Below are 19477 nucleotides of genomic sequence, written 5' to 3' on the forward strand. Positions count from 1 at the left end.
AATGGATTAACTAATTTTTTCCTCTGTTATTAAAATAAAAAAAACAGTGTTGAATATGTGATAATGAAATCAATGCACATTACAGAAATTCTGATTTTAATCATTCTAGCTAACTTTATTCCTGCTCACCTAGGGTCTGCTGATGCTACAAATACCCAGCCTACGAACTGTTACATATCGCCACAACCAAGAATCAATTGGCATGATTGTTCCCTTACAGGAAAAAACCTATCTGGTGCAAAATTAGACGACTCAGATCTGTCCTATACTGATCTTTCCAATGCTAATTTAGCGGGTGCAAGTCTTAAAGGAGTTAATCTCTCTGGGGCAAATCTAAGTGGGGCAAATCTCTCTGGAGCAAATCTCGCTTACGCAAAACTGTATGGAGTAAACCTAATGCATGCAAAACTTGCAGGGGCAAACTTATATCAATCATCATTAGCGGGAGCAAATCTGGAGAATCTGAATCTTTCAAACATTTCTATGCCGTTTACCGATCTTTCATATGCCTACATGAAAGGTGATAACTTGAACGGAGCAGATCTTTCCAGTGCAAATCTAAGCTATGTAATTCTTACCGGATCTAATTTACATGGAGCCAAATTATACAATACTAATTTTTTTAATGCAAATGCCGGAAATGTGGATTTTTCTAAATCTATTCTTGGAGGCATCAACTTTTTTAATGCAAATCTGACTGGATCAAATTTATCGTATGCTGATCTTACTGCCGCTAACTTGTCATATTCAAAAAGCAATGGAGCAGATTTTACTGGATCAACCCTGGTTGATTCCAATTTTAACTATGCAGAATTAAACGGCGCAAAATTTGAGAAGAGTGATCTAACTAATTCAATTCTTAGTAATGCTATACTCTCTAATACTGATTTCCTAGATGCGAATCTACAAAATGCAGATCTATCAAATGCTAAAATTACATACTCTATATTTTTCTGCTTTAATAATCCTGTCTGCCTCAAGCCCTAGTTTTATCATGTCAGAACTTACTACGATAGATATAACACATATCATACTCCCTGCTAAAAGATGGGAATCTTCATTACTGTGCGGAAGGTACCATCTTGAAAAATCGACATATATTTTTTCTAAATAAAATTCCACGGGCCCGAAGGGCTTCGATCCCTTGACCACTGGATTAGAAGTCCAGCACTCTATCCAAGCTGAGCTACAGGCCCAAATACCCGGCAATTGGTAACCATATTAAGGGTTTTTACAACCAATTTTTTTTGTTAAGATCTCTTTCCATCTTGAAGAGAAACTGTTGTGAATATCCTGCATACGGACCAAAATGTTTTACAATCTCTTCATGAATTTTTTCATATCTTTTTCCAGTCACAGGTTTTTCTGTCATGTCATCAAAAAATTTCTTGTAATACTTTAACAAAATTCTTTGTGTCCATCTGTCGATTGGAAATGCTTCCATCTTATCCAGTGAAAACAATGCAATACAATCTGCCACCTTGTTTCCTATCCCGAGAATTTTTTTTAATGATTCTAAAGCAGTGTGGTAATCTGTTTTTTTTAGCCACTCAAAATCGATCTTGCCGGAATTTACTGCCTGAGCTGCTGCCTTGACATACTTTGCCCTAAATCCAAGTTTGCAACCAATGAGGTCCTTCATGGTTGCACCTGCTAGGATGTCTGCTTTTGGGAATGTATGCAGTGTATGCCCCTCAAACTCTTGTTTGGCACCAAATTTTTTGCACAAGTTTTCTAGCATTAATTTGATGTTTTGTATGGACGAATTTGATGAGCAAATAAACGATATGTAGCATTGGAATGGATCTTGTCTTACAAGTCTTAAACCTGGGGACTGTTTTACCGCACTTTTTACAATTCTATCTTTTGAAATGCTTGACAATATTGTATCTAAATCGTCGTCTGTTCTTAGAAAATTATCTGTTTCACCAGACGATGATCTTGCACTAGAAGGAGACTGTTTTAGCACTAGTATGTCTTGGCCGTCTACTCCTACCCACTGTTCACCGATCTTATTCCACAGAAAGACCTGTCCACTGTTGATTGTATCTTCAATGTCTATCGCATCTATCTTCTGCATGTTATACTGTTATTGTTTGGCCAGCATCTGGTGCATAGGCATCAAATCCAAACTTCTCATGTATCTCATCTGCAAACGTTGTACAAGAATCCTTATCACCGTGAATAGTGAGGACTTTGGGATTGCCTTTGATCTTTTTAATCATTTCAAAAAGAGAGTTCCTGTCTGCGTGTCCTGAAAATTCAAACTGCCTTACCTCCGCTTCACACTTGAATTCCTTTCCTCTCATGCCGACCATTCCAGTATCCAAAAGTTTTCTTCCAGGTGTTCCTTCTCCTTGATACGAAACCAATGCAATTCCATTTCTCTTGTCTGCTGCCAGGTTTTGTAAATAAAATACTGCTGAACCGCCAACTAGCATACCTGCAGGTGAAATTATCACAGACGGTTCGCTTAATGCATTCTTTCTTTCTTTTTCTCCCTTGATCCAAACTGCCTGATTGACAGAATCTGCAAAAACTTTAGAGTCGCGCAAATATTCCGGATAGTTTAGCATTATCTCATTTACCTTGACTGCCATTCCGTCCATTACTACTCTGTGTTTGAACCCTGCATTCTTGAGCACACATGCAATCTCCTGGGATCTTTCCACTGAAAAGGCAGGTACAAACAAAGAACCTTTTCTGTCCAACACTTCATATGCAAACTCCATGAATTTTTCTTCTGATTCATTTCTAGGCATCTGGTTTGTCTGAGAATAGGTACTTTCTGTGATTACCATGTCCACTTCACCAAAATCAAGGTCTGCATCCCTTAACATTCTGGATCCCCTTGGATTGATGTCTGCCGTGTAAAACAGCCTCTTATTTTCAGATTCAACTAGGACTGACGCACCACCTAAAACATGGCCTGATTCAAGTAGTTGAAAAGAGGCATTTCCCCGCTCCACTTTTTCTCTATATTTTATTTCCTTTGAATACATCATCATCTTTGAAACACTAGCAAAATCATATGGCAGTTGACTTTTTTGAATTCTAAGCATGTCTTCAATCAATAACCGTGACAGGTCAAATGTAGGAGGAGTGGCATATACATCAGTGCTGCCGTTTACAAAAAGTGACGGCATGTTTCCCGAGTGGTCCAAGTGGGCATGAGTTATGATGGCTGCAGTAATTTCACGTGGGTTGACTGCAATCGGGTATAGTGATTCCTTTTTTAGCTCTACGCCATAGTCTAGTAGAAAACTAGCCCCGTTACAATTGACCTGAAAAGCTGATCTGCCTACTTCCTTGGCAGCGCCCAGAACTCTTACTTGCAAGAATTCAAAACTTTTTCAAAGTACTTTTAAATCTTTAGCACTCTTCCTTACCTGATCTGTTATACTGCTTGCACAATTTACAAAAGACTTAATTAGATCAAAAAAAAATGATCCGAGTATGGGTAGAACTTTTGAACAATGGTGGAGTACAATCCCAAAAGACCTCAGAGACAAAGTTCGAAGAGGCGATGAAGGAAACAAACCATTATTGAATCAAGTAAACTGGATTTGGGTTCATAATATGATGAATCAGAAAGGAGATCTAAATCCTACATCTGCGGAATTGCTTGACTGGGTAACATCAGGCCAGATTGAAGCAATGCGCCAAATAAAGAAGTAAAAATATCATTTATACCTTCTTTTTGTTTTTCTTTTCTTTTTAAAATTGAAATAATTCTATAACTCCGTTATAGATTTTGCAGATCATTTAAATAGCAAACGATGAAAGATCAAAAACAGAATGCCAATCGCAATTCTTCCAGACGTTGATGAGCAGAGATGTATAGGTTGTGCACTATGTGTAGAAATCTGTACTTCTCTTGGCCCAGACGTTCTTCGTGTAAAACCAGTAGATGGTTGGAAGAGAGGTAAAGCATTTGTATTTTATCCAGAAAGATGCATCTCAGACGGAGCATGCATTGGAGTTTGCCCAACAAAAGCAATCTTCTGGATGAGACCAATGACTTACACTCCAGGCCAACCAGTACCTCTACACAAGAATGGTATATTCGTAAAAGGCTGGGCAGAAGACGCCGCACTATAAAAGCGGAATCTATCTTCTTTTTTATTATTTTTTGATATTGAAAAATTTAATTTTTATTTTCAAACCTTTGGAATGATATTTTAAAAATTCATTCTTTGTTGTATAGATGTTCTTGAATTTGTTATTCTTCAAAAACATGCTCCAAGTTTTGGCAAATTCTGGAAACTCGTCTTGGTTATACTCTGTATCAGATATCACATAATGCGCAGCAGGATAAATGTCTGACAATTCCAATGGAATTATTCCAAGGTATGGATTGTACTGGCAAAACTGTATGTCGTCAAGATTTGAAGAAAATTTCTTTTTTAGATTGTTATACTCTGACGAAGTATAAAATGGCCTTATGCTTCCGTCTGGTATGATTACCAATGTTTTCTTTTTTGTTCTAAATTTGCGTACCATGGAATGAAACCTCCCAAGTTCTGGTCTGAACTGGTCTTCCTTGGAAAAAAGAAACACTGCATTTTCTTTGTATCGCGGGGTGGTCTCTGTGAAAAATGTGGTATTCTTTGTAAAGATGGATATGCTTTCAAATAACTTGGGGTGCGCTCTTGCCTTTTTTATGGTATACTCCCATAATCGTCCCTCATGAATGGCTTCTTTTACTCGGTCCACTTCGGCCTTTATGGCATAAAGATTGTGAAGTGCTATCTTGTTGGTTCTGTCCTCTTTATCTAGTGTCATCATCTCCTTCGGTTTTAGTTTGGTACAGACCTCGCAATTGCAGGAAAAATAAGCCATCTCGGAAAGATGAGCCGTACCGTCTTCCATGATGTATCTGTCATGTTTTGCATATAACATGTATGACGCAGAGTCAAATGTATCACAACCAAGCGATACTGCAAGAGGTATAGTAAGTGGATGTCCTGCCCCAAACAGATGAAGCGGAATGGAGTCTGGAATATTTTTCTTTGCTGTCATTATCATTTTAGCAAGAAGATTGTATTCGTATGATTCCATAAACTCAACTGGACTGCCTAATGCTAACATCTGAAAACCTGAATCAACAAGTGCCTTGGTTGATTTTGTAACTAGATCAGAATGTTCGCTTCCTTGAATTGGCCCCACCCATATCTGGCTATTGTCGTCTCTTGAGTCCAGGGTCTCCTTTGAGACCCGGAGTGTGTGCTGTACGTATTCGATTGCCTTCTTTTTTGATAGTCCAAGTCCTGTTGGACGATCTAAAGGAATGGCAATGTCTGTCTTTATCCCCTTTTCAAAATCTGCAATTTTTCTATAATCTACATCAATATCTCCGTACTCCAAGACCTGGTATCCTCCAGAGTCTGTCATGATTGCACCATCATAGTCAATTATCTTGTGGATGCCTTGTTTTAATGCCTCATCTCCATATCTCTTCAGCGTGATGTACGCATTTGTTATTACTAGATCAAATCCCATTTCTCTTAATTTTTTAGCAGGAATTTTTTGTTTCACTGGATGAATTACTGGAACAAACGCTGGAGTCTCAATTTTGCCATGGTTTGTGTAAAGTGTTCCTATCCTTGCGGCAAGATCAGATTTTTTTATCTCAAACATTTTACATTATAGCCTCATATGGCGTAATTTGAACCTAGTATGGAAAGAATTTTTGCATGTCTCCTTTTTTGAGAATCATCTGCAGCCAGTCTACTTTATCATCCCTTGTCCTCGCTCTCTTGAATATTGATTCTACCTTTTTTGCCGTATCGGAAATTGTTCTATCACTTGTATCAATCTGAAAGGTCTTTTTCTTTCCAAATTCATGTACCGTATCATAATATGTAATGCCAAGTATTTCGCTGCCAAGATTTTCAAGCGATTTTTTGCCAGAATACCTTCTCCTTTTGTATATGCGTTGAAGCTTGTATGGGCTTTTTCTTAACACTATTGAAACTTCGACATTTCTTGAAGATATCACATATGGCGCAAGATGTCCTACTAGTATGGAATTTTTTGATATTTTTTTGTCTATTATCTTCTTCAATTTGTTTACATCTACATCAAGAGTTCCATTATTTTTCCTGGCCAGCCCTTGCTCTATTGCAATTCTGTTGATATCGACCATCTCAAGGTTTAGCTTTTCTGAAATCAATTTTGATATGGTGTGTTTGCCTGTTCCGGGGCTTCCAGTTATTATTTTCAATAAATATCCTGAAATGGATTGAAATTAAACATTTTTGGAATGCTAATAAAAGAGCATGCCTTGAACTCTTTTGCATGCAAATTGGCCTGCTGGGAAAAACAAATGTTGGAAAATCTACATTTTTCTCAGCTGCTACTCAGACTAGTGCACAGATTGGTAATTACCCGTTTACAACTATTGAACCAAATGTGGGAATTGCCTATGTGAAAACTGATTGCGCATGCAAGCATTTTGCCATAGAACACAATCATCCATTATGCACTAGTGGAACTAGGTATGTGGCAATCAAGTTAATCGATGTTGCAGGCCTTGTCCCAGGTGCTCATGAGGGCAAAGGCCTTGGTAACAAATTCCTGGATGATGCAAGAACATCCGAAGTTTTAATCCATGTGATAGATGCATCTGGCTCTACTGATATACAGGGCCAATCAGTTCCTGCTGGATCTCATGACCCACTTGAAGATGTTAAATTTGTTGAGGATGAATTTGATCAATGGATGAAACAGATACTTCAACGAGAATGGCAAAAACTTGCCAGGGAATTGGAAAGCAAAAGTGGCAAGGTAATTCAGGCTATTGCACAACGGTTTAGCGGACTTGGGATAGACGAGTATGACGTAGAACACGTACTGCATAACTTGAATCTACAATCAAAGAAACCACATGATTGGAGTGAGGACGATCTCTTGTCATTTGTTAAAACACTCAGAAAACGAACAAAACCCATCATGATAGCTGCAAATAAATCAGATCTCTGTCATGATCTTAGCATCCTCGACGAGTTTAAAAAAACACATCCAACTATTGCATGTAGTGCAGAAACCGAACTTCTTCTCAGAAAAGCAGCAAAGAATGGAATCATAGAATATCTGCCAGGCGCCAAGTCCTTCAAGATAAAAAATGGAATAAATCTGAATCCTCAACAGCAAAAGGCATTGGAGTTGGCAGAAAAAGTCATGTCAAAATTAGGCGGAACTGGAATCCAGCAGGCTCTTGATTGTGCATGTTTTGATCTTTTAAAACTGATTACTGTATTTCCAGTAGAAGACGAAACAAAGCTATCTAACAAAAATGGAGAGATACTGCCTGATGCAAAGCTCTTGCGTGTGGGCTCTACCGCACGAGACTTGGCAAAATCCATACATCAAGACCTTGCAAAAGGATTTCTTTTTGCCATTGATGCAAAGACAAAACAAAGAGTTGGTGCAGAATATCAGCTCAAAAATGGAGATGTCTTGAAAATTGTATCAACTTTGAGTAGGGGATAAAATGCTCTGTCTTGGAATAGAAAGTACTGCCCACACATTTTCTTGTGCAATAGTAGAAAGAAAAGGAAAACAAGGAAAAATACTATCTGATGTAAGAAAGATCTACAGACCTCCAGCGGGAGAGGGAATTCATCCTAGGGAGGCATCACGCCATCATGCGGAGAATTCACCAGAGGTTCTCTCAGAGTGTCTCAAAAAAGCAAATGTGAAGATTGATGATATTGACATGATATCATATGCGGCAGGCCCCGGGCTTGGCCCTTGTTTGAGAATTGGTGCAGTTGTAGCCAGGTCTCTATCTGCATATTATGGCATCCCGATATATCCAGTAAATCATGCATTGGGTCATATCGAACTAGGAAAAATGCTGACTGGAGCAAAAGACCCGCTTGTACTGCTTGTTTCGGGGGGCCACACGATGATCTTGGCATTTCTTTCAAAGAAATGGAGAGTTTTTGGTGAAACACTGGATATTACTGTAGGTCAACTACTTGATCAAATTGGAAGGTATGCAGGCTTTGCATCGCCTTGCGGTCCTAAGATCGAAGAACTTGCATCACAATCAACAGAGTATGTACCATTACCATATGTTGTAAAAGGAAATGATGTATCATTCTCAGGTCTCTTGTCTGCAACAAAAAGAGCGATTCCAAGGGGAATAGAGGCTGCGTGTTTCTCACTGCAGGAAACTGCGTTCTCTATGATGGGAGAAGCCACGGAAAGAGCACTCTCATTTACGGGAAAAAAAGAACTCTTGGTTGTTGGCGGGGTTGCTGCAAACAAGAGATTGTCCAACATACTTTCAAGCATATGTGCAAGACATGATTGCAAGTTTTTTGTAGCGCCAAAAGAATATTCTGGGGATTGCGGTTCGCAAATATCTTGGATAGGACTGTTGGAATCCTCAAAGAAACCTGGAATAACTATAGAAGATACTTTTGTAAAACAATCGTGGCGTCTAGATACTGTTGAAATTCTTTACTAGGGAGAGTACTTGGAAATAGCTTCCTTTACATCCTTTTCCCACTTGCCTGTGTTGTACACTCCAAACTTGTAGGTTTTTTCACTTTCGTCTGTCTTTACCTTTATTCTCACTTTTTTTATTAGCCGACCTTCTTTTGCTACCTCTGTTATCTGATTTAGGTTAGCTTCAAGAACTGTTTGCCCAAACTTCTTTGAGAAATCAATTATTCTCCCTGATGTCTTGTCAAAGGCAATCCTCTTGTTTGTCAGTGTGAGAATGCCAGGACCTAACGAGTCTTCGGAGCAATCTTCTTGCGTTATCCGCTTCTCGTCTGATTCCATGACACTTGTCTTGTATCCTGTGTTATAATTGTATATTTAGAAAATTATTATTTCAAAAAACTAATTCTATGACACCATAATTGTAACTTAAATTATGCAAAGACTTTTTGATCTCTCATTGAAACTTGTCAAAAAAGGTGCAGAGGCAGACATCTATCTTACATCTTGGAATGGTCATGATTCTATTTTAAAAATCAGAAAAAAGAAAGATTACCGGGTTCATTCACTTGATACACGCATACGGACTCTGAGAACAATAAGGGAAGCAAAAATGATCTCAGAAGCCAAGTCCTTTGGAGTGACTACCCCCCTTGTTTATTTTGTAGATGAGAAAAAATGTGAGATATACCTCCAATTCATACAAGGTAAACTAGTTAGAGACCTACCTGCCAAACAAATTGTAAAAACATGTAAGGAAATAGGAAAACTAGTTGGAATTCTTCACAAGAACGGCATAATGCATGGAGATTTGACCACATCAAACTTTATTCTCTCTCCCAGGGGACTTGTAATACTTGACTTTGGACTTTCACAAAAAACTGACAAGGTCGATGATTATGCAATTGATCTTCGTTTATTCAAGGAAGTTCTAAACAGCGCACATGCTCAAATTGTAGATGATGCGTGGATATCATTTACACTGGGATACCAAGAGATACTGGGAAGCCTTTTCACAGACAAGGTCATCAATCAAGTTTTAGTAATAGAAAAAAGGGGCAGGTATGCAAATGTTGTCTGACATATTTTTTGCAAGTTCAAACAAAAACAAGTTTGAAGAGGCAAAAGACATTGCATCAGAATTCGGCCTAAAACTGAAATTTTTAAAATACACTCTCCAAGAAATTCAGGCAGATACTTTGGAAGAAATTGCAACACACAAGGCCATGCAAGCATTTTCTATCTGTTCAAGGCCCGTGATTGTTGAAGATGCAGGTCTCTTTATAAAATCATTAAATGGATTCCCAGGACCATATTCATCATTTGTATTTGATACTATTGGCAACAAAGGGATTCTAAGGCTTGTGCCCATGAAACGTGATGCAATATTTAGATCAGTTATTGCGTACTGTGAAAAACATGGTAATGTACATTTGTTCAGTGCTGGTGTGAATGGAGTAATATCAAAAAAAGAGCAGGGTAAACGATGGGGTTTTGATCCTATTTTTATCCCATCGGGGGAAAATAAAACATATTCTCAACTTGCAGAAAAAAACAAAATCTCTCATAGGTATCTGGCATTGAAAAATTTTTCTAATTGGTATCTGAGTAAGAAGAAATCCAGCGATCCATGAATCGTTTTTGATTTTGGAGAACAACAATTCTTGACATGTCGCTTTCATCCATGACTGAATAGATCTCACTCTGTTTTGCAAGCTCGTTTGCAAAATATCTTATTTCGGACATATCTGGAGAGTTTGAATATTCCAGTCTGTTAGTTGATCTTCCCACATGCATGTACGATTTTATTTCTATAAAGTGTGCCCCGGAACGCGTTACCATGTCTACATATTCTGGAATCAACTTTTCATCGGCATTATAGCCTTTGATTAACGTGAACCGCAGTACAGTTCTTGTATCAAGTTCTGCAAGCATTTCAAGACTTGTGTTCCATCTCTCCCATGCGTCTTTGTACTTGGGTCTGTTTACAAGTGTGAATATCTCGGAGTTTGGGGCATTTGTTGAGAGGTATAACTGTGTTGGCAACGCATCCTCGTCCCTTAGCCTTTCTAGCATTTCAGGTTCCTGACCATTGGTTACAAGGAAAATTGACTTTGTATTTTGTAGATTCTTTAGATATTTTATTAGATCTGGTAATTGGGGATACATTGTAGGCTCGCCTGATAATGAGATTGCATAATGGCTGGGAAGAAGTGATTCGTCAAGTTTCTCTTTGTTACTTTTTGGGTCTCCATAGTGGCCCATGATCAACTTTCTCCGCTCTTCCATCAAGTTAACCATGATGACCTCTGGGGGTGCAACTTTTTCTACTGGCATTTTTAGAGCGCTGTAAAACTCCATTGGTCTCCAGCAGTATACGCATCTATTTTCACAAAACATTCCAGCTGGTGAAAATTCCATGCATCTGTGAGTCGAAATGCCATAGAACTTGTGTTTGTAACACTGGCCGTCATCTTTGAATGATTTTTTTGTCCAGTGGCATAGCTCTACAGTTGCATGATCTGCAATTCCATATTTTGCTTTTTTTAATTGATCTAAAATTAATGGTTTGATCTGAATGAACTCGTCCTCAACTTTAACAGTTTCCCCAGAACAACTCATGACTAGGTTTTTGCACTGGTTTTAAATAAATCTAGGGTGACCTATTTCAAAAATGACACGCATGGAGCATTTTCCATTGGAACACAGAGAACTGTTCCTAGATATAGCATGGCATAAAAGACCACTCCTGCAGCGATTCCCATAGAAACCCACCACATTCTTATCTTCATATTTTCGATTAGTTTTTCTGTTGCTAATAAACCTAACCTTGATTTTCAGAAAATAATTGGTAAAATGTTACAACCTGATCTAAAGATTTACTGGATTGTAACACTGGATCATTTCACAAAACTATCTTATATGACATGTTGATAACCTTACTACATGAATGCTGCAAGAATAGTAAAAGTAAAAGAACCACTTGAAATCCAGTCTCTTGAAACTCCAAAACCTCGCGGTTCCCAAGTTCTCATTAAAGTAGAATCAGCCGGCGTATGTCACAGTGACATACACCTGTGGGATGGCGGATATGAGGGTCCTGCCGGTTCATTCATGAAAACAACTGATAGGGGTGTAAAGTATCCATTGACTCCTGGACATGAGGTAGCTGGAATAGTGGAGAGTATGGGTGAGGATGTAGAAGGATTTGTAAAGAATGAAAAAGTTTTGGTGTTTCCTTGGATAGGAGAAGGTCTGTGTCCAGCTTGCAGAGTTGGCGAGGAAAACCTTTGTGACAAGCCTAGATCCTTGGGTGTTTACAATGATGGCGGTTATGCCGAATATGTTCTTGTTCCACATTACAGATATCTGGCAAAAATAAATGACATGGATACAGATGTATGTGCTCCTCTGTCTTGTTCTGCTCTTACTGCTTATGGTGCAATCAAGACTGCTAAATTAAACCCTGGTGATAATGTGGTAGTTGTAGGTGCTGGAGGTCTTGGATTGATGGGTATACAGTTGGCCAAAGCCATCAGCGGCGCAAGAATAATTTCATTAGATGTTAATGATGATAAATTAAAAATTGCAAAACAAAGCGGAGCAGACTTTACTATCAATTCCGCCAAGGAAGATCCTGTAAAAGCCATAATGGAATTAACAGGCAACTTGGGAGCTGATGCTGTAATTGATTTTGTTAATGCTACAAAATCAGTAGAAACTGATATGCAGATACTCAGGCGTAGAGCACGTGTTGTTCTTGTAGGACTCTTTGGTGGCTCTCTACAACTAAATCTTGTAACAATGCCTACTAGGGCATACAAGCTCATGGGTTCATACACCGGTTCTATGACTGATATGATAGAATTGATTTCGCTTGCTCGCAGAGAAATAATAAAGCCTGTGATCTCAAACAGATTCAAACTCAACCAAGCTACGGAAGCGCTAACGATGCTCAAAGAAGGAAAGATAATCGGCAGGGGAATTATTAATCCATAAACTCTCTGATTGTAAGGTTCTGTCGGGTTGTCGGGCGATAAATAATTTGGACATCATTTCTTCCCTACAATCAACTTGCTTCCATCGACTCGCAGGATTAGTGGCGTGTCCACGTTCCCGTTCACCGCTTCAATTGGAAACCCTCGAGGATGGCAAAACCTACTCCACCCCTTGTAAGCAATATTCATGGATGCAATTACATCCCTGTCCATCGTTCTCTTACAATTAATGCACAACAATTTTCTTCGTTGAAACTTGTCCTCTTGGAGTCTATCTCCGCATATTGGACAGAGTTGGCTTGTGCGTTTAGGATCTATGAATTCAACAGGAATCCTTTCCCATTCTGCCTTGTATGCAATCTGCCTTTGCAGTTCATAGAACTACCATGAGTTTAATTTTCTGCGATACTTGTTTCCCTGACCGTTTCCCTTTCTGTATAACTTCCTGATTCCTTTCAAATCTTCCATAACTATGATTGATTTTGATTCTACGGCTCTTTGTACGATGTCCTTTGATATTTTGTGTAAATGCTGTTGTATTCTCCTGCTTTTGCGATTACCTAATCTTTGTTGGTATGATTTCTTCACTCTTACATCAAGTCTCTTGAAAGATGATATCACATGAGATGTGTTTTCTTTTATTGATAGTAACTTGTTGGTCTTGTACATTATTGATTTTTCTCCATCAAACGTTGTGATGTTTCTGAGGTTTCTGTCTATACCAATAACGTTTTGTGGAATGATTTGCTCAATAGTTTTTCTTACTGAGATTGAGATAGAGTTTGGTGTTATCGTGAATGAACGTGGTTCTACATTTTCTAGTTGTGATATTGTATGATTGTTTAGTTTGACCAAAAACTTGTCGCCATGGTACATTGGAATTGACAGCAATGCACCAATTATCTTGAAACCATAGCAAGAAACTAGATATGGTTTTGATACATATGGAGATTTTGAAGTTCTTCCCTTCTTGATGTCTTTTTTCATCAATGCCAACCTTCCAGATGCCTGAGATATTGCAGTTAACTTGTAATATGATAGTATTTTGTAATTGCTCAGTTCCTTGTATGATAACATTGATAGTCTTTTCATGGTTGAACAATTGTTTGCTATTCCAATTCTGATACAATCATTTACCATTTGCCTGAATGTTTCCATCATGTACAAAAGTTCATGTGGTGATTGGTATGTTGTTTTATACATTTGGTTGCCAATGATGTCCTACATAGTTGTTTTTGACGGTATTTATCGTTTGTATGTCACTCGACAACCCGACAGAACCGATTGTAACAAAAAGTAATACAGGCACACTAAAAGTTGGCATTTGTCCAGTTGAGTTAAGATTAATACTGGATTGCAAAAGATTTTCTTCATGTGGCCCTTGTAGTACAGTGGCGAGTATAGGGGACTGTGGATCCCCGGACAGGGGTTCGATTCCCCTCAAGGGCCCTCCTCACCTTTTAGTTTAATTCCCTTACTCCCCGTCTTTATGGTGTGAATGGCCAAGGAATTGTAGGAAGATAGCTTCGGAGAAATCAAAATGTTCCACTAATATCGAACTTTTGTAGTGGACTCGCGGGGAAAGCTTTTTGCCTTGGAGCTCGTAGATAGTTGAAATAATGAATGAGCAATTTCAGGATGGGTTAAGACAATTATTGGTTGAAATCGGCGCGGCAGCAGGAACTGTGCATATGTGCGAGGGTCAAGGTCTACGTCTTGCAGCTGCGATAAATATCCCTGATGCGGTAAAGGAAGCTATGAACTGGATTCCGTCCGGGAAAGGGATGGCCGGTTTGGCGTTAGAGCAAGGAAAACCGATAAAGACCTGCAATCTCAAAGACGACCGTTCCGGTAACGTGCGTCCCGGAGCAAGAGCGGTGGATGCAAAGGCGGCAGTTGCCATTCCGATCAGAGATCATGATGATGCAATCGTGGCTGTTTTGGGGGTGGCCTTTGCTGACGAAAGGGAGATTGGCGACAGCGAACTGCAGGAACTGGAAAATCGAGCTGAAGAATTATTGCCACATTTGAAAAGTAAAAGTCACGAGGATAAATCATGAATTATGACACGTGATTATCTTGCCAAAAGGAGAGGGAATCAAACTATTTGCACTAACCCATCAAGGGCCCGTCTAATACTTTTTTGACGGAAATTATGGCCGAAAATTAAACTAACTGAATAACTCTCCCAACGAGTCTTATTGGATTGGAATTTTAGGTTTTAGACTTATGAGAAGTTCATAGATCGCACGGTCATCTTATGATGACATCATGTCCATAAAATTCATGCAATGAACCGTATCTATTTTTTAATTTTTCAAGATTTTTTTCAGAGAAAAACTTCTCATTGTATACTCCAAATGACTTCTTGCATTGATTACAAAATATCTCCCTCAAATCCATCACCTATTCTTTCTATTCATCATCAAAAAGTGTAGCCACATTTGCCTTTCCAGTTAATCCTGAAATAATTATAATTGCCATTGAAGTCCAGATTTTTTCAAAAATGTTCTTATCTTTGTTTCTCACAGGTTATCCCAATGGTTTTAGAATCTGTCATTATGTAATTCATAATTGGAATCGGTTTAGTGAATTGAATTATCTTTTTTGGCAAATTATCCACAGTAGTATTGAACGTAATTTGTCTTAAAGTTTCTGGCACTCCGAACAAGACATTTTCACTTGTCAAAATTTTCGATGAATCATTTATAATCTGTGATTCTGACTTTCTTGACCGAATCTCACTAACAATGTATGCGCAAAATACCACTAGAGATTCATGAGTGTTTAACTTTAAATTTCTTGAGAGTTTGTCTTTGACCATTTCTATTACGTTGAGAAAAATTGCTTCGTCTTCATCTTTGAATTCAAAAAGTTTGGTAGAAGGAGGAATGTCTGGCTCCCCTTCTACCATAACTTCGATTCTAATCAATTTCTTTTTGGAATCTGGGCTTTGGGTTTGCCAAAGCTGTACGTGTTGCCAGTACCGCGATAAGGTTTTGGTCTTACAGGTTTACCTTCAGTCTCTCCCTTCTTTGTCAGGGATAGTCCTGCTAAGAGCTCAACTATCAAGCGGTTTGCAAGTCCTGAAGTAATTCCACCGTTGTATGAACTACCATCACTTACATCATAGTTGGGAGCTACTTCGACCAAGTCGAAAGCAAACTTGTCTGGATCAAACGAGGTTGAAAGCAATCTCATCAATCTCATACCTTCTCTGGATGTAAGCCCGTTTGGTTCAGGTTCTCCAGTTCCTGGAGCATATGCTGGGTCAAACGTATCAATATCCCAGCTAATGTATACTGCATCGACGTTGTCATTAGCTCTGTCTGCAGCTTCTTTGGCAATCCTATCTATGCCTAATTCTTCTACATCTAGCATAGTAAACCATTGAAAGTCTTGATCTGCCATCCATTTGTATAGATCTGGACCTGGCCAGTATCCACGAGGTCCAATTAGGGTGTAATTCTTTCCTTTCAGGCACCCTAATTCCATTATTCTTCGAATATGTGCTCCATGGTCATACTTGAAACCACATAGACCCTGTGGTGCACAGTCTGCATGTGTATCAATGTGGATCATTCCTATGTTCTTGTATTTCTTTGCAAAGGCTCGTACATTTGCAAAGGTGATGGAATGATCACCACCAAGCATGACAGGAATGCCATCAATGTCTAATACTTCTTTGACTTTGTCAGTCATTCTTCTGTGGGATTCAACCACATCACCTGGTGAAATATTTACATCTCCATAATCAACCGTTTTAAAAACCCCAAATGGATCAACACCTGTTTCAATGTTGAAATGCTCATACGGCGGAGATGGCACTGTAGATGCAGCTCGTATGGCTCTAGGTCCGTATCTAGCACCTGGTCTGATTGTTGTACCAAAATCAAAAGGTTCTCCTATTATTGCTACATCTGGACGGACTTTTTCCAGTTCTGCCTTATTTCTGAGCAAAGGCAATTTCAAGAACGTAGGTATTCCCACAAAAATTGGTTCGTCATTGCCCTTGTATGATTCTCCGTAGAATTCCATACCCATATTAATCACTTTAGTATTACATTACTATATACTTAAATTTGTCTAAGTAATCTACGTTTTCGAATTAGTTCTGCAGTCGAACTTTTTTGTACTGGATTCATAAATTGTGAAAAGAGTTCCGTAATCTACGTGTTAAATCAGAAGAAAAATGATCAAAAAATTACCTCAAGCAAACAATGTACTACAGATCAAAATTTACCTGCAAAAATTGTTCATGTAAATAAAATTTTAAATATGCTGGAATTAATAATAGGGGGATGGATTTAAGTGGGGTTTATGGAATGTTTGCTGCAATATTGGTTGCAGCCGGATTCTTCTTGTTTGTAGGCACAATTGGAATAAAAGGTGACAAAAAAGAAGACGATTTACACAAGGTAGAATCTGAAGAATCTTAATTTTCTCTATTTATTTTTTAATAAATACTAATTTAAATCACTATGTGTTATCACATAACATGATATTTCACTGGTTTAAGAAGAATAGATCCGAAATTCCTCCAGTAGAATACAAGAAAGTTTCAAGAAAAGAAGCTTCAGAAGACTTGGTGAAGTTAGGTGAAGATCTTGCAAATGATAGGCATTATGACCGAGCGCTTGAATATTTCAACAAGGCTATAGAAATAAACTCTAAAAATGATTTTGCGTGGGGAGATCGTGGATTGATGCTGGACAAACAAGGAAGAAAAAATGAAGCGATCGAATCTTTTTCTAGGGCATTGGAGATTGATCCTTCAAATTCTATAACTTGGCACAATCAGGGGTTGACGCTCTTAAAATTAAATAAACTTGATGAAGCAATTGAATGCTTCAACAAAGCGATAGAAATCAACGAAAAATATGCAAAAGCATGGTATAACAAGGGTCGTGGGCTATCTATGTTGGGAAAAATAAATGAATCCCAAAGAAGTTTTGACACTGCAAAAAAACTCGATCCACTACTTTTTAGCAAATTAAAGAAAATGAAGTCATAAAATTTTATTCGTGAGATGAATTCAAATTTTATGATTGCGAATCATATGCATTCTAAAAGATGATTCATTTTCAAATGATTCATCACATGTTATGCACAGGTAGGTTGTCTTTTTATCATGAATCTCTTGTGCATGATTGAGCAAATCCTCACGGTCTTTAAATTGCATACCGCATGCGCCACATCCGTAACTTTTTTTTCCAAACAATTATTGCTCATTGAATTTGTTTTTATATAAAAATTTCTAGGTAGATCTAACAAATTGTTTTTTTATTTAGTTGTTTGTCTAGTGATTTTTTAGGTTCAAACTATTTTTATGATTTTTTGATCTACGATCTTATTTATTATTCGACTGTCGAAACCTGTCAAAATACCGGCATATTTATTAATATATAATTACTAATCATACGGGATGGCCGACACAATTCCACTTTATTATCCGATTATAGTTCTAGCATTCGTTGGTGCAACTGCATTCATTGGAGTTATTGCAGTAAAATTTGTCAAAAAAAGTAGCAAGCGATACATTGTTGCTGGAAAAAGTTTGCCACTTTTCTTCATAGGTACAATGCTGGTGTCAGAAGCAGTTGATGGTAATGCATCACTTGGAAATGTCTCATTAACATTCACTGGTGGTTTTTGGGGAGGTGCTGTCATTCCTTTGGGATTGGCTATTTGTCTTGTGTTGACTGGATTATTTTTTGGAAAACGATTTAACCGTATGAATATGATTACACTTGCAGATTTCTACTATAGACGATATGGGAACACAACTGAAGTAATGTCGGGAACCGTCATGGCAATCAGTTTCATAGTCCTTGTTGCTGGTAACCTTGCTGCAAGTGGATATATTTTATCAGTAGTGTTACAGATTCCATTAATCTATGCAATGCTAATTTCTACGGCAGTTGTCTTACTCTATACATATTTTGGAGGATTGTTCTCTTGTGCATACACGGATATTTTCCACATCTATTTGGCTGTGATAGGATTTTGGGCTGGATTCTTGTACTTCATAGGACCATGGTCTCCAATTCCTGGCGGATTGGATACTATAGTAGCAAATGCTCCTGCAGGATTCATGGACATGTCAGGTTTGTACAGTGTAGGTAATGGTGCTTTGTTAAACTGGGCTTCAATAATATCACTAGGATTGGGAGATATTGTCGCATTAGACTTTATGGAAAGAGTATTTGCAGCTGATGGAGGTCGTACTGCCACAAAGAGTTGTTACATGGGCGCTGGAATAACTCTCTTAATTCTAATTCCTGTGACTATGGTAGGAATTGTTGGATTCACATTGGAACCAAAACTTGCTGATCCTTATACTCTGTATCCACTCATTGCAATAAAACATGTACCTGCGGTAATCGGTATACTCATGCTTGTAAGTACAGTCAGTTGTGGTATGTCTACTGCTAATGGCGGTACATTAGCAATAGCAAGTGTACTGTCTAGGAACATGTTACAACGAAATATTATAGCAAAATTACTCAAAAGACCAAAACTGTCAGATCGTCAATTACTTGTGGCAACAAGACTCTTTGTGATTCCTATGTTCTTTACCGCTTTTGCATTAGGATATCTTATTCCAAGACCAGGTGCATATCTTATCTTGGCATTTGATATTGTTTTAGCTGGATGTCTTGTCCCGCTCGTTTTTGGAACCTTTTGGAAAAAATCAACTGCATCTGGTGCTGTTGCATCAATTGTGGTAGGTTCCATCATGCGATTAATCTTATTCTTTGTGATTACAATAGCACCATCTGACAGTCCATATTATCAGTATGGTGGACTTGACACAATGATCCCACCACTCATATCATTACCCGTCTTCATACTAGTCAGTCTAGCTACACAAAAGAGAACACCTCCAAGACATGATGTGGTTTATCTTATTCCAAGTGATGCAGATGTAGTAAGCGGTGCTGATGTTAAAGAATGGAATAATCCTATAGATGTAAGGCAAATTTCTCATAACAACAAGAAAGGACCTGTATAGGAAAGAA

24 protein-coding genes and 2 tRNA genes are annotated in these 19477 nt (G+C 38.3%); 13 read left to right on the plus strand and 13 right to left on the minus strand.

The genetic code is table 11. The features are described 5' to 3' along the window. Positions 1–63 precede the first annotated feature (63 nt). Complete coding sequence (locus BQ3481_RS10040) at positions 64–987, plus strand: pentapeptide repeat-containing protein (RefSeq protein WP_157928138.1); 924 nt, start codon at positions 64–66, stop codon at positions 985–987. A gap of 134 nt (positions 988–1121) precedes the next feature. Here BQ3481_RS10040 and BQ3481_RS10045 read toward each other — a convergent pair. From BQ3481_RS10045 to BQ3481_RS10055, 3 genes are all read right to left on the minus strand, one after another. Further along, positions 1122–1196: transfer RNA gene (locus BQ3481_RS10045), tRNA-Arg, on the minus strand. Positions 1197–1231: 35 nt separating this feature from the next. Beyond that, positions 1232–2080: a DNA-3-methyladenine glycosylase family protein gene (locus BQ3481_RS10050; RefSeq protein WP_157928139.1), complete on the minus strand. Its 849-nt coding sequence runs from the start codon at positions 2078–2080 to the stop codon at positions 1232–1234. Position 2081: 1 nt separating this feature from the next. Continuing rightward, a complete protein-coding gene (locus BQ3481_RS10055) occupies positions 2082–3338 on the minus strand; it encodes an MBL fold metallo-hydrolase (protein ID WP_157928140.1) in 1257 nt (418 codons plus the stop codon). A gap of 118 nt (positions 3339–3456) precedes the next feature. Here BQ3481_RS10055 and BQ3481_RS10060 point away from each other — a divergent pair, with 118 nt between their 5' ends. Both BQ3481_RS10060 and BQ3481_RS10065 read left to right on the plus strand, forming a co-directional pair. Then, positions 3457–3678 (plus strand): hypothetical protein, encoded by a 222-nt coding sequence (locus BQ3481_RS10060; protein ID WP_157928141.1) that lies wholly within the window; start codon positions 3457–3459, stop codon positions 3676–3678. Between the two features lie 120 nt (positions 3679–3798). Beyond that, entirely contained in the window at positions 3799–4101 is a 303-nt protein-coding gene (locus BQ3481_RS10065) for an ATP-binding protein (RefSeq protein WP_101009005.1), read from the plus strand. Positions 4102–4125: 24 nt separating this feature from the next. On the opposite strand, the gene tgtA is transcribed toward BQ3481_RS10065, so the two are convergent. After that, positions 4126–5640, minus strand: a complete 1515-nt coding sequence (tgtA, locus tag BQ3481_RS10070; RefSeq protein WP_157928142.1) for a tRNA guanosine(15) transglycosylase TgtA — start codon at positions 5638–5640, stop codon at positions 4126–4128. A gap of 34 nt (positions 5641–5674) precedes the next feature. Further along, the gene (locus BQ3481_RS10075; RefSeq protein ID WP_157928143.1) at positions 5675–6226 is read right to left on the minus strand and encodes an adenylate kinase family protein; all 552 of its coding nucleotides are present in this window, start codon (positions 6224–6226) and stop codon (positions 5675–5677) included. 74 nt (positions 6227–6300) lie between these two features. Here BQ3481_RS10075 and BQ3481_RS10080 point away from each other — a divergent pair, with 74 nt between their 5' ends. Beyond that, positions 6301–7494 carry a redox-regulated ATPase YchF gene (locus BQ3481_RS10080; protein ID WP_157928144.1) on the plus strand — a complete coding sequence of 398 codons (1194 nt, stop codon included), beginning with the start codon at positions 6301–6303 and terminating at the stop codon, positions 7492–7494. Position 7495: 1 nt separating this feature from the next. Continuing rightward, positions 7496–8479 (plus strand): KEOPS complex N(6)-L-threonylcarbamoyladenine synthase Kae1, encoded by a 984-nt coding sequence (gene kae1, locus BQ3481_RS10085; RefSeq protein WP_157928145.1) that lies wholly within the window; start codon positions 7496–7498, stop codon positions 8477–8479. Here the strand turns inward: kae1 and BQ3481_RS10090 are convergent. Continuing rightward, positions 8476–8799 (minus strand): hypothetical protein, encoded by a 324-nt coding sequence (locus tag BQ3481_RS10090; protein ID WP_157928146.1) that lies wholly within the window; start codon positions 8797–8799, stop codon positions 8476–8478. The genes kae1 and BQ3481_RS10090 overlap by 4 nt on opposite strands. Before the next feature lie 118 nt (positions 8800–8917). Here BQ3481_RS10090 and BQ3481_RS10095 point away from each other — a divergent pair, with 118 nt between their 5' ends. Both BQ3481_RS10095 and rdgB read left to right on the plus strand, forming a co-directional pair. After that, positions 8918–9538 carry a KEOPS complex kinase/ATPase Bud32 gene (locus BQ3481_RS10095; protein WP_157928562.1) on the plus strand — a complete coding sequence of 207 codons (621 nt, stop codon included), beginning with the start codon at positions 8918–8920 and terminating at the stop codon, positions 9536–9538. Continuing rightward, a complete protein-coding gene (gene rdgB / locus BQ3481_RS10100) occupies positions 9528–10091 on the plus strand; it encodes an RdgB/HAM1 family non-canonical purine NTP pyrophosphatase (protein ID WP_320410697.1) in 564 nt (187 codons plus the stop codon). The genes BQ3481_RS10095 and rdgB overlap by 11 nt, the downstream gene beginning before the upstream one ends. On the opposite strand, the gene twy1 is transcribed toward rdgB, so the two are convergent. Next, positions 10051–11079: a 4-demethylwyosine synthase TYW1 gene (twy1, locus tag BQ3481_RS10105; protein ID WP_157928148.1), complete on the minus strand. Its 1029-nt coding sequence runs from the start codon at positions 11077–11079 to the stop codon at positions 10051–10053. The two genes, rdgB and twy1, sit on opposite strands and share 41 nt — an antisense overlap. 41 nt (positions 11080–11120) lie before the next feature. Then, positions 11121–11249 (minus strand): hypothetical protein, encoded by a 129-nt coding sequence (locus BQ3481_RS11905; protein WP_255408306.1) that lies wholly within the window; start codon positions 11247–11249, stop codon positions 11121–11123. A gap of 154 nt (positions 11250–11403) precedes the next feature. Here BQ3481_RS11905 and BQ3481_RS10110 point away from each other — a divergent pair, with 154 nt between their 5' ends. After that, positions 11404–12456, plus strand: coding sequence for an alcohol dehydrogenase (locus tag BQ3481_RS10110; protein WP_157928149.1), 1053 nt, complete (start codon positions 11404–11406; stop codon positions 12454–12456). 53 nt (positions 12457–12509) lie between these two features. Here the strand turns inward: BQ3481_RS10110 and BQ3481_RS11910 are convergent, their stop codons facing one another. Both BQ3481_RS11910 and BQ3481_RS10120 read right to left on the minus strand, forming a co-directional pair. Then, entirely contained in the window at positions 12510–12827 is a 318-nt protein-coding gene (locus tag BQ3481_RS11910; RefSeq protein WP_157928563.1) for a zinc ribbon domain-containing protein, read from the minus strand. A gap of 9 nt (positions 12828–12836) precedes the next feature. Further along, positions 12837–13658, minus strand: a complete 822-nt coding sequence (locus BQ3481_RS10120) for an IS200/IS605 family accessory protein TnpB-related protein (protein WP_157928150.1) — start codon at positions 13656–13658, stop codon at positions 12837–12839. A 174-nt stretch (positions 13659–13832) separates the two neighbouring features. Here BQ3481_RS10120 and BQ3481_RS10125 point away from each other — a divergent pair. Then, positions 13833–13904, plus strand: a tRNA-His gene (locus BQ3481_RS10125). Between the two features lie 170 nt (positions 13905–14074). Beyond that, positions 14075–14515 (plus strand): GAF domain-containing protein, encoded by a 441-nt coding sequence (locus BQ3481_RS10130; protein WP_157928151.1) that lies wholly within the window; start codon positions 14075–14077, stop codon positions 14513–14515. A gap of 452 nt (positions 14516–14967) precedes the next feature. On the opposite strand, the gene BQ3481_RS10135 is transcribed toward BQ3481_RS10130, so the two are convergent. After that, complete coding sequence (locus tag BQ3481_RS10135) at positions 14968–15369, minus strand: urease subunit gamma (protein WP_157928152.1); 402 nt, start codon at positions 15367–15369, stop codon at positions 14968–14970. A 14-nt stretch (positions 15370–15383) separates the two neighbouring features. Next, complete coding sequence (locus tag BQ3481_RS10140) at positions 15384–16493, minus strand: agmatinase family protein (RefSeq protein WP_231911790.1); 1110 nt, start codon at positions 16491–16493, stop codon at positions 15384–15386. Between the two features lie 263 nt (positions 16494–16756). On the opposite strand from BQ3481_RS10140, the gene BQ3481_RS10145 reads away from it, so the two are divergent. Next, positions 16757–16894: a hypothetical protein gene (locus BQ3481_RS10145; protein ID WP_157928154.1), complete on the plus strand. Its 138-nt coding sequence runs from the start codon at positions 16757–16759 to the stop codon at positions 16892–16894. A gap of 59 nt (positions 16895–16953) precedes the next feature. Continuing rightward, a complete protein-coding gene (locus tag BQ3481_RS10150) occupies positions 16954–17469 on the plus strand; it encodes a tetratricopeptide repeat protein (RefSeq protein WP_157928155.1) in 516 nt (171 codons plus the stop codon). A 21-nt stretch (positions 17470–17490) separates the two neighbouring features. Here the strand turns inward: BQ3481_RS10150 and BQ3481_RS10155 are convergent, their stop codons facing one another. Then, the gene (locus BQ3481_RS10155) at positions 17491–17676 is read right to left on the minus strand and encodes a C2H2-type zinc finger protein (RefSeq protein WP_157928156.1); all 186 of its coding nucleotides are present in this window, start codon (positions 17674–17676) and stop codon (positions 17491–17493) included. 204 nt (positions 17677–17880) lie between these two features. On the opposite strand from BQ3481_RS10155, the gene BQ3481_RS10160 reads away from it, so the two are divergent. After that, on the plus strand, positions 17881–19470 hold the full coding sequence (locus BQ3481_RS10160) for a sodium:solute symporter family protein (RefSeq protein ID WP_157928157.1): 1590 nt from the start codon (positions 17881–17883) through the stop codon (positions 19468–19470). Positions 19471–19477: the final 7 nt, after the last annotated feature.

It is taken from the genome of Candidatus Nitrosotalea okcheonensis (assembly GCF_900177045.1).
Taxonomy (GTDB): domain Archaea; phylum Thermoproteota; class Nitrososphaeria; order Nitrososphaerales; family Nitrosopumilaceae; genus Nitrosotalea; species Nitrosotalea okcheonensis.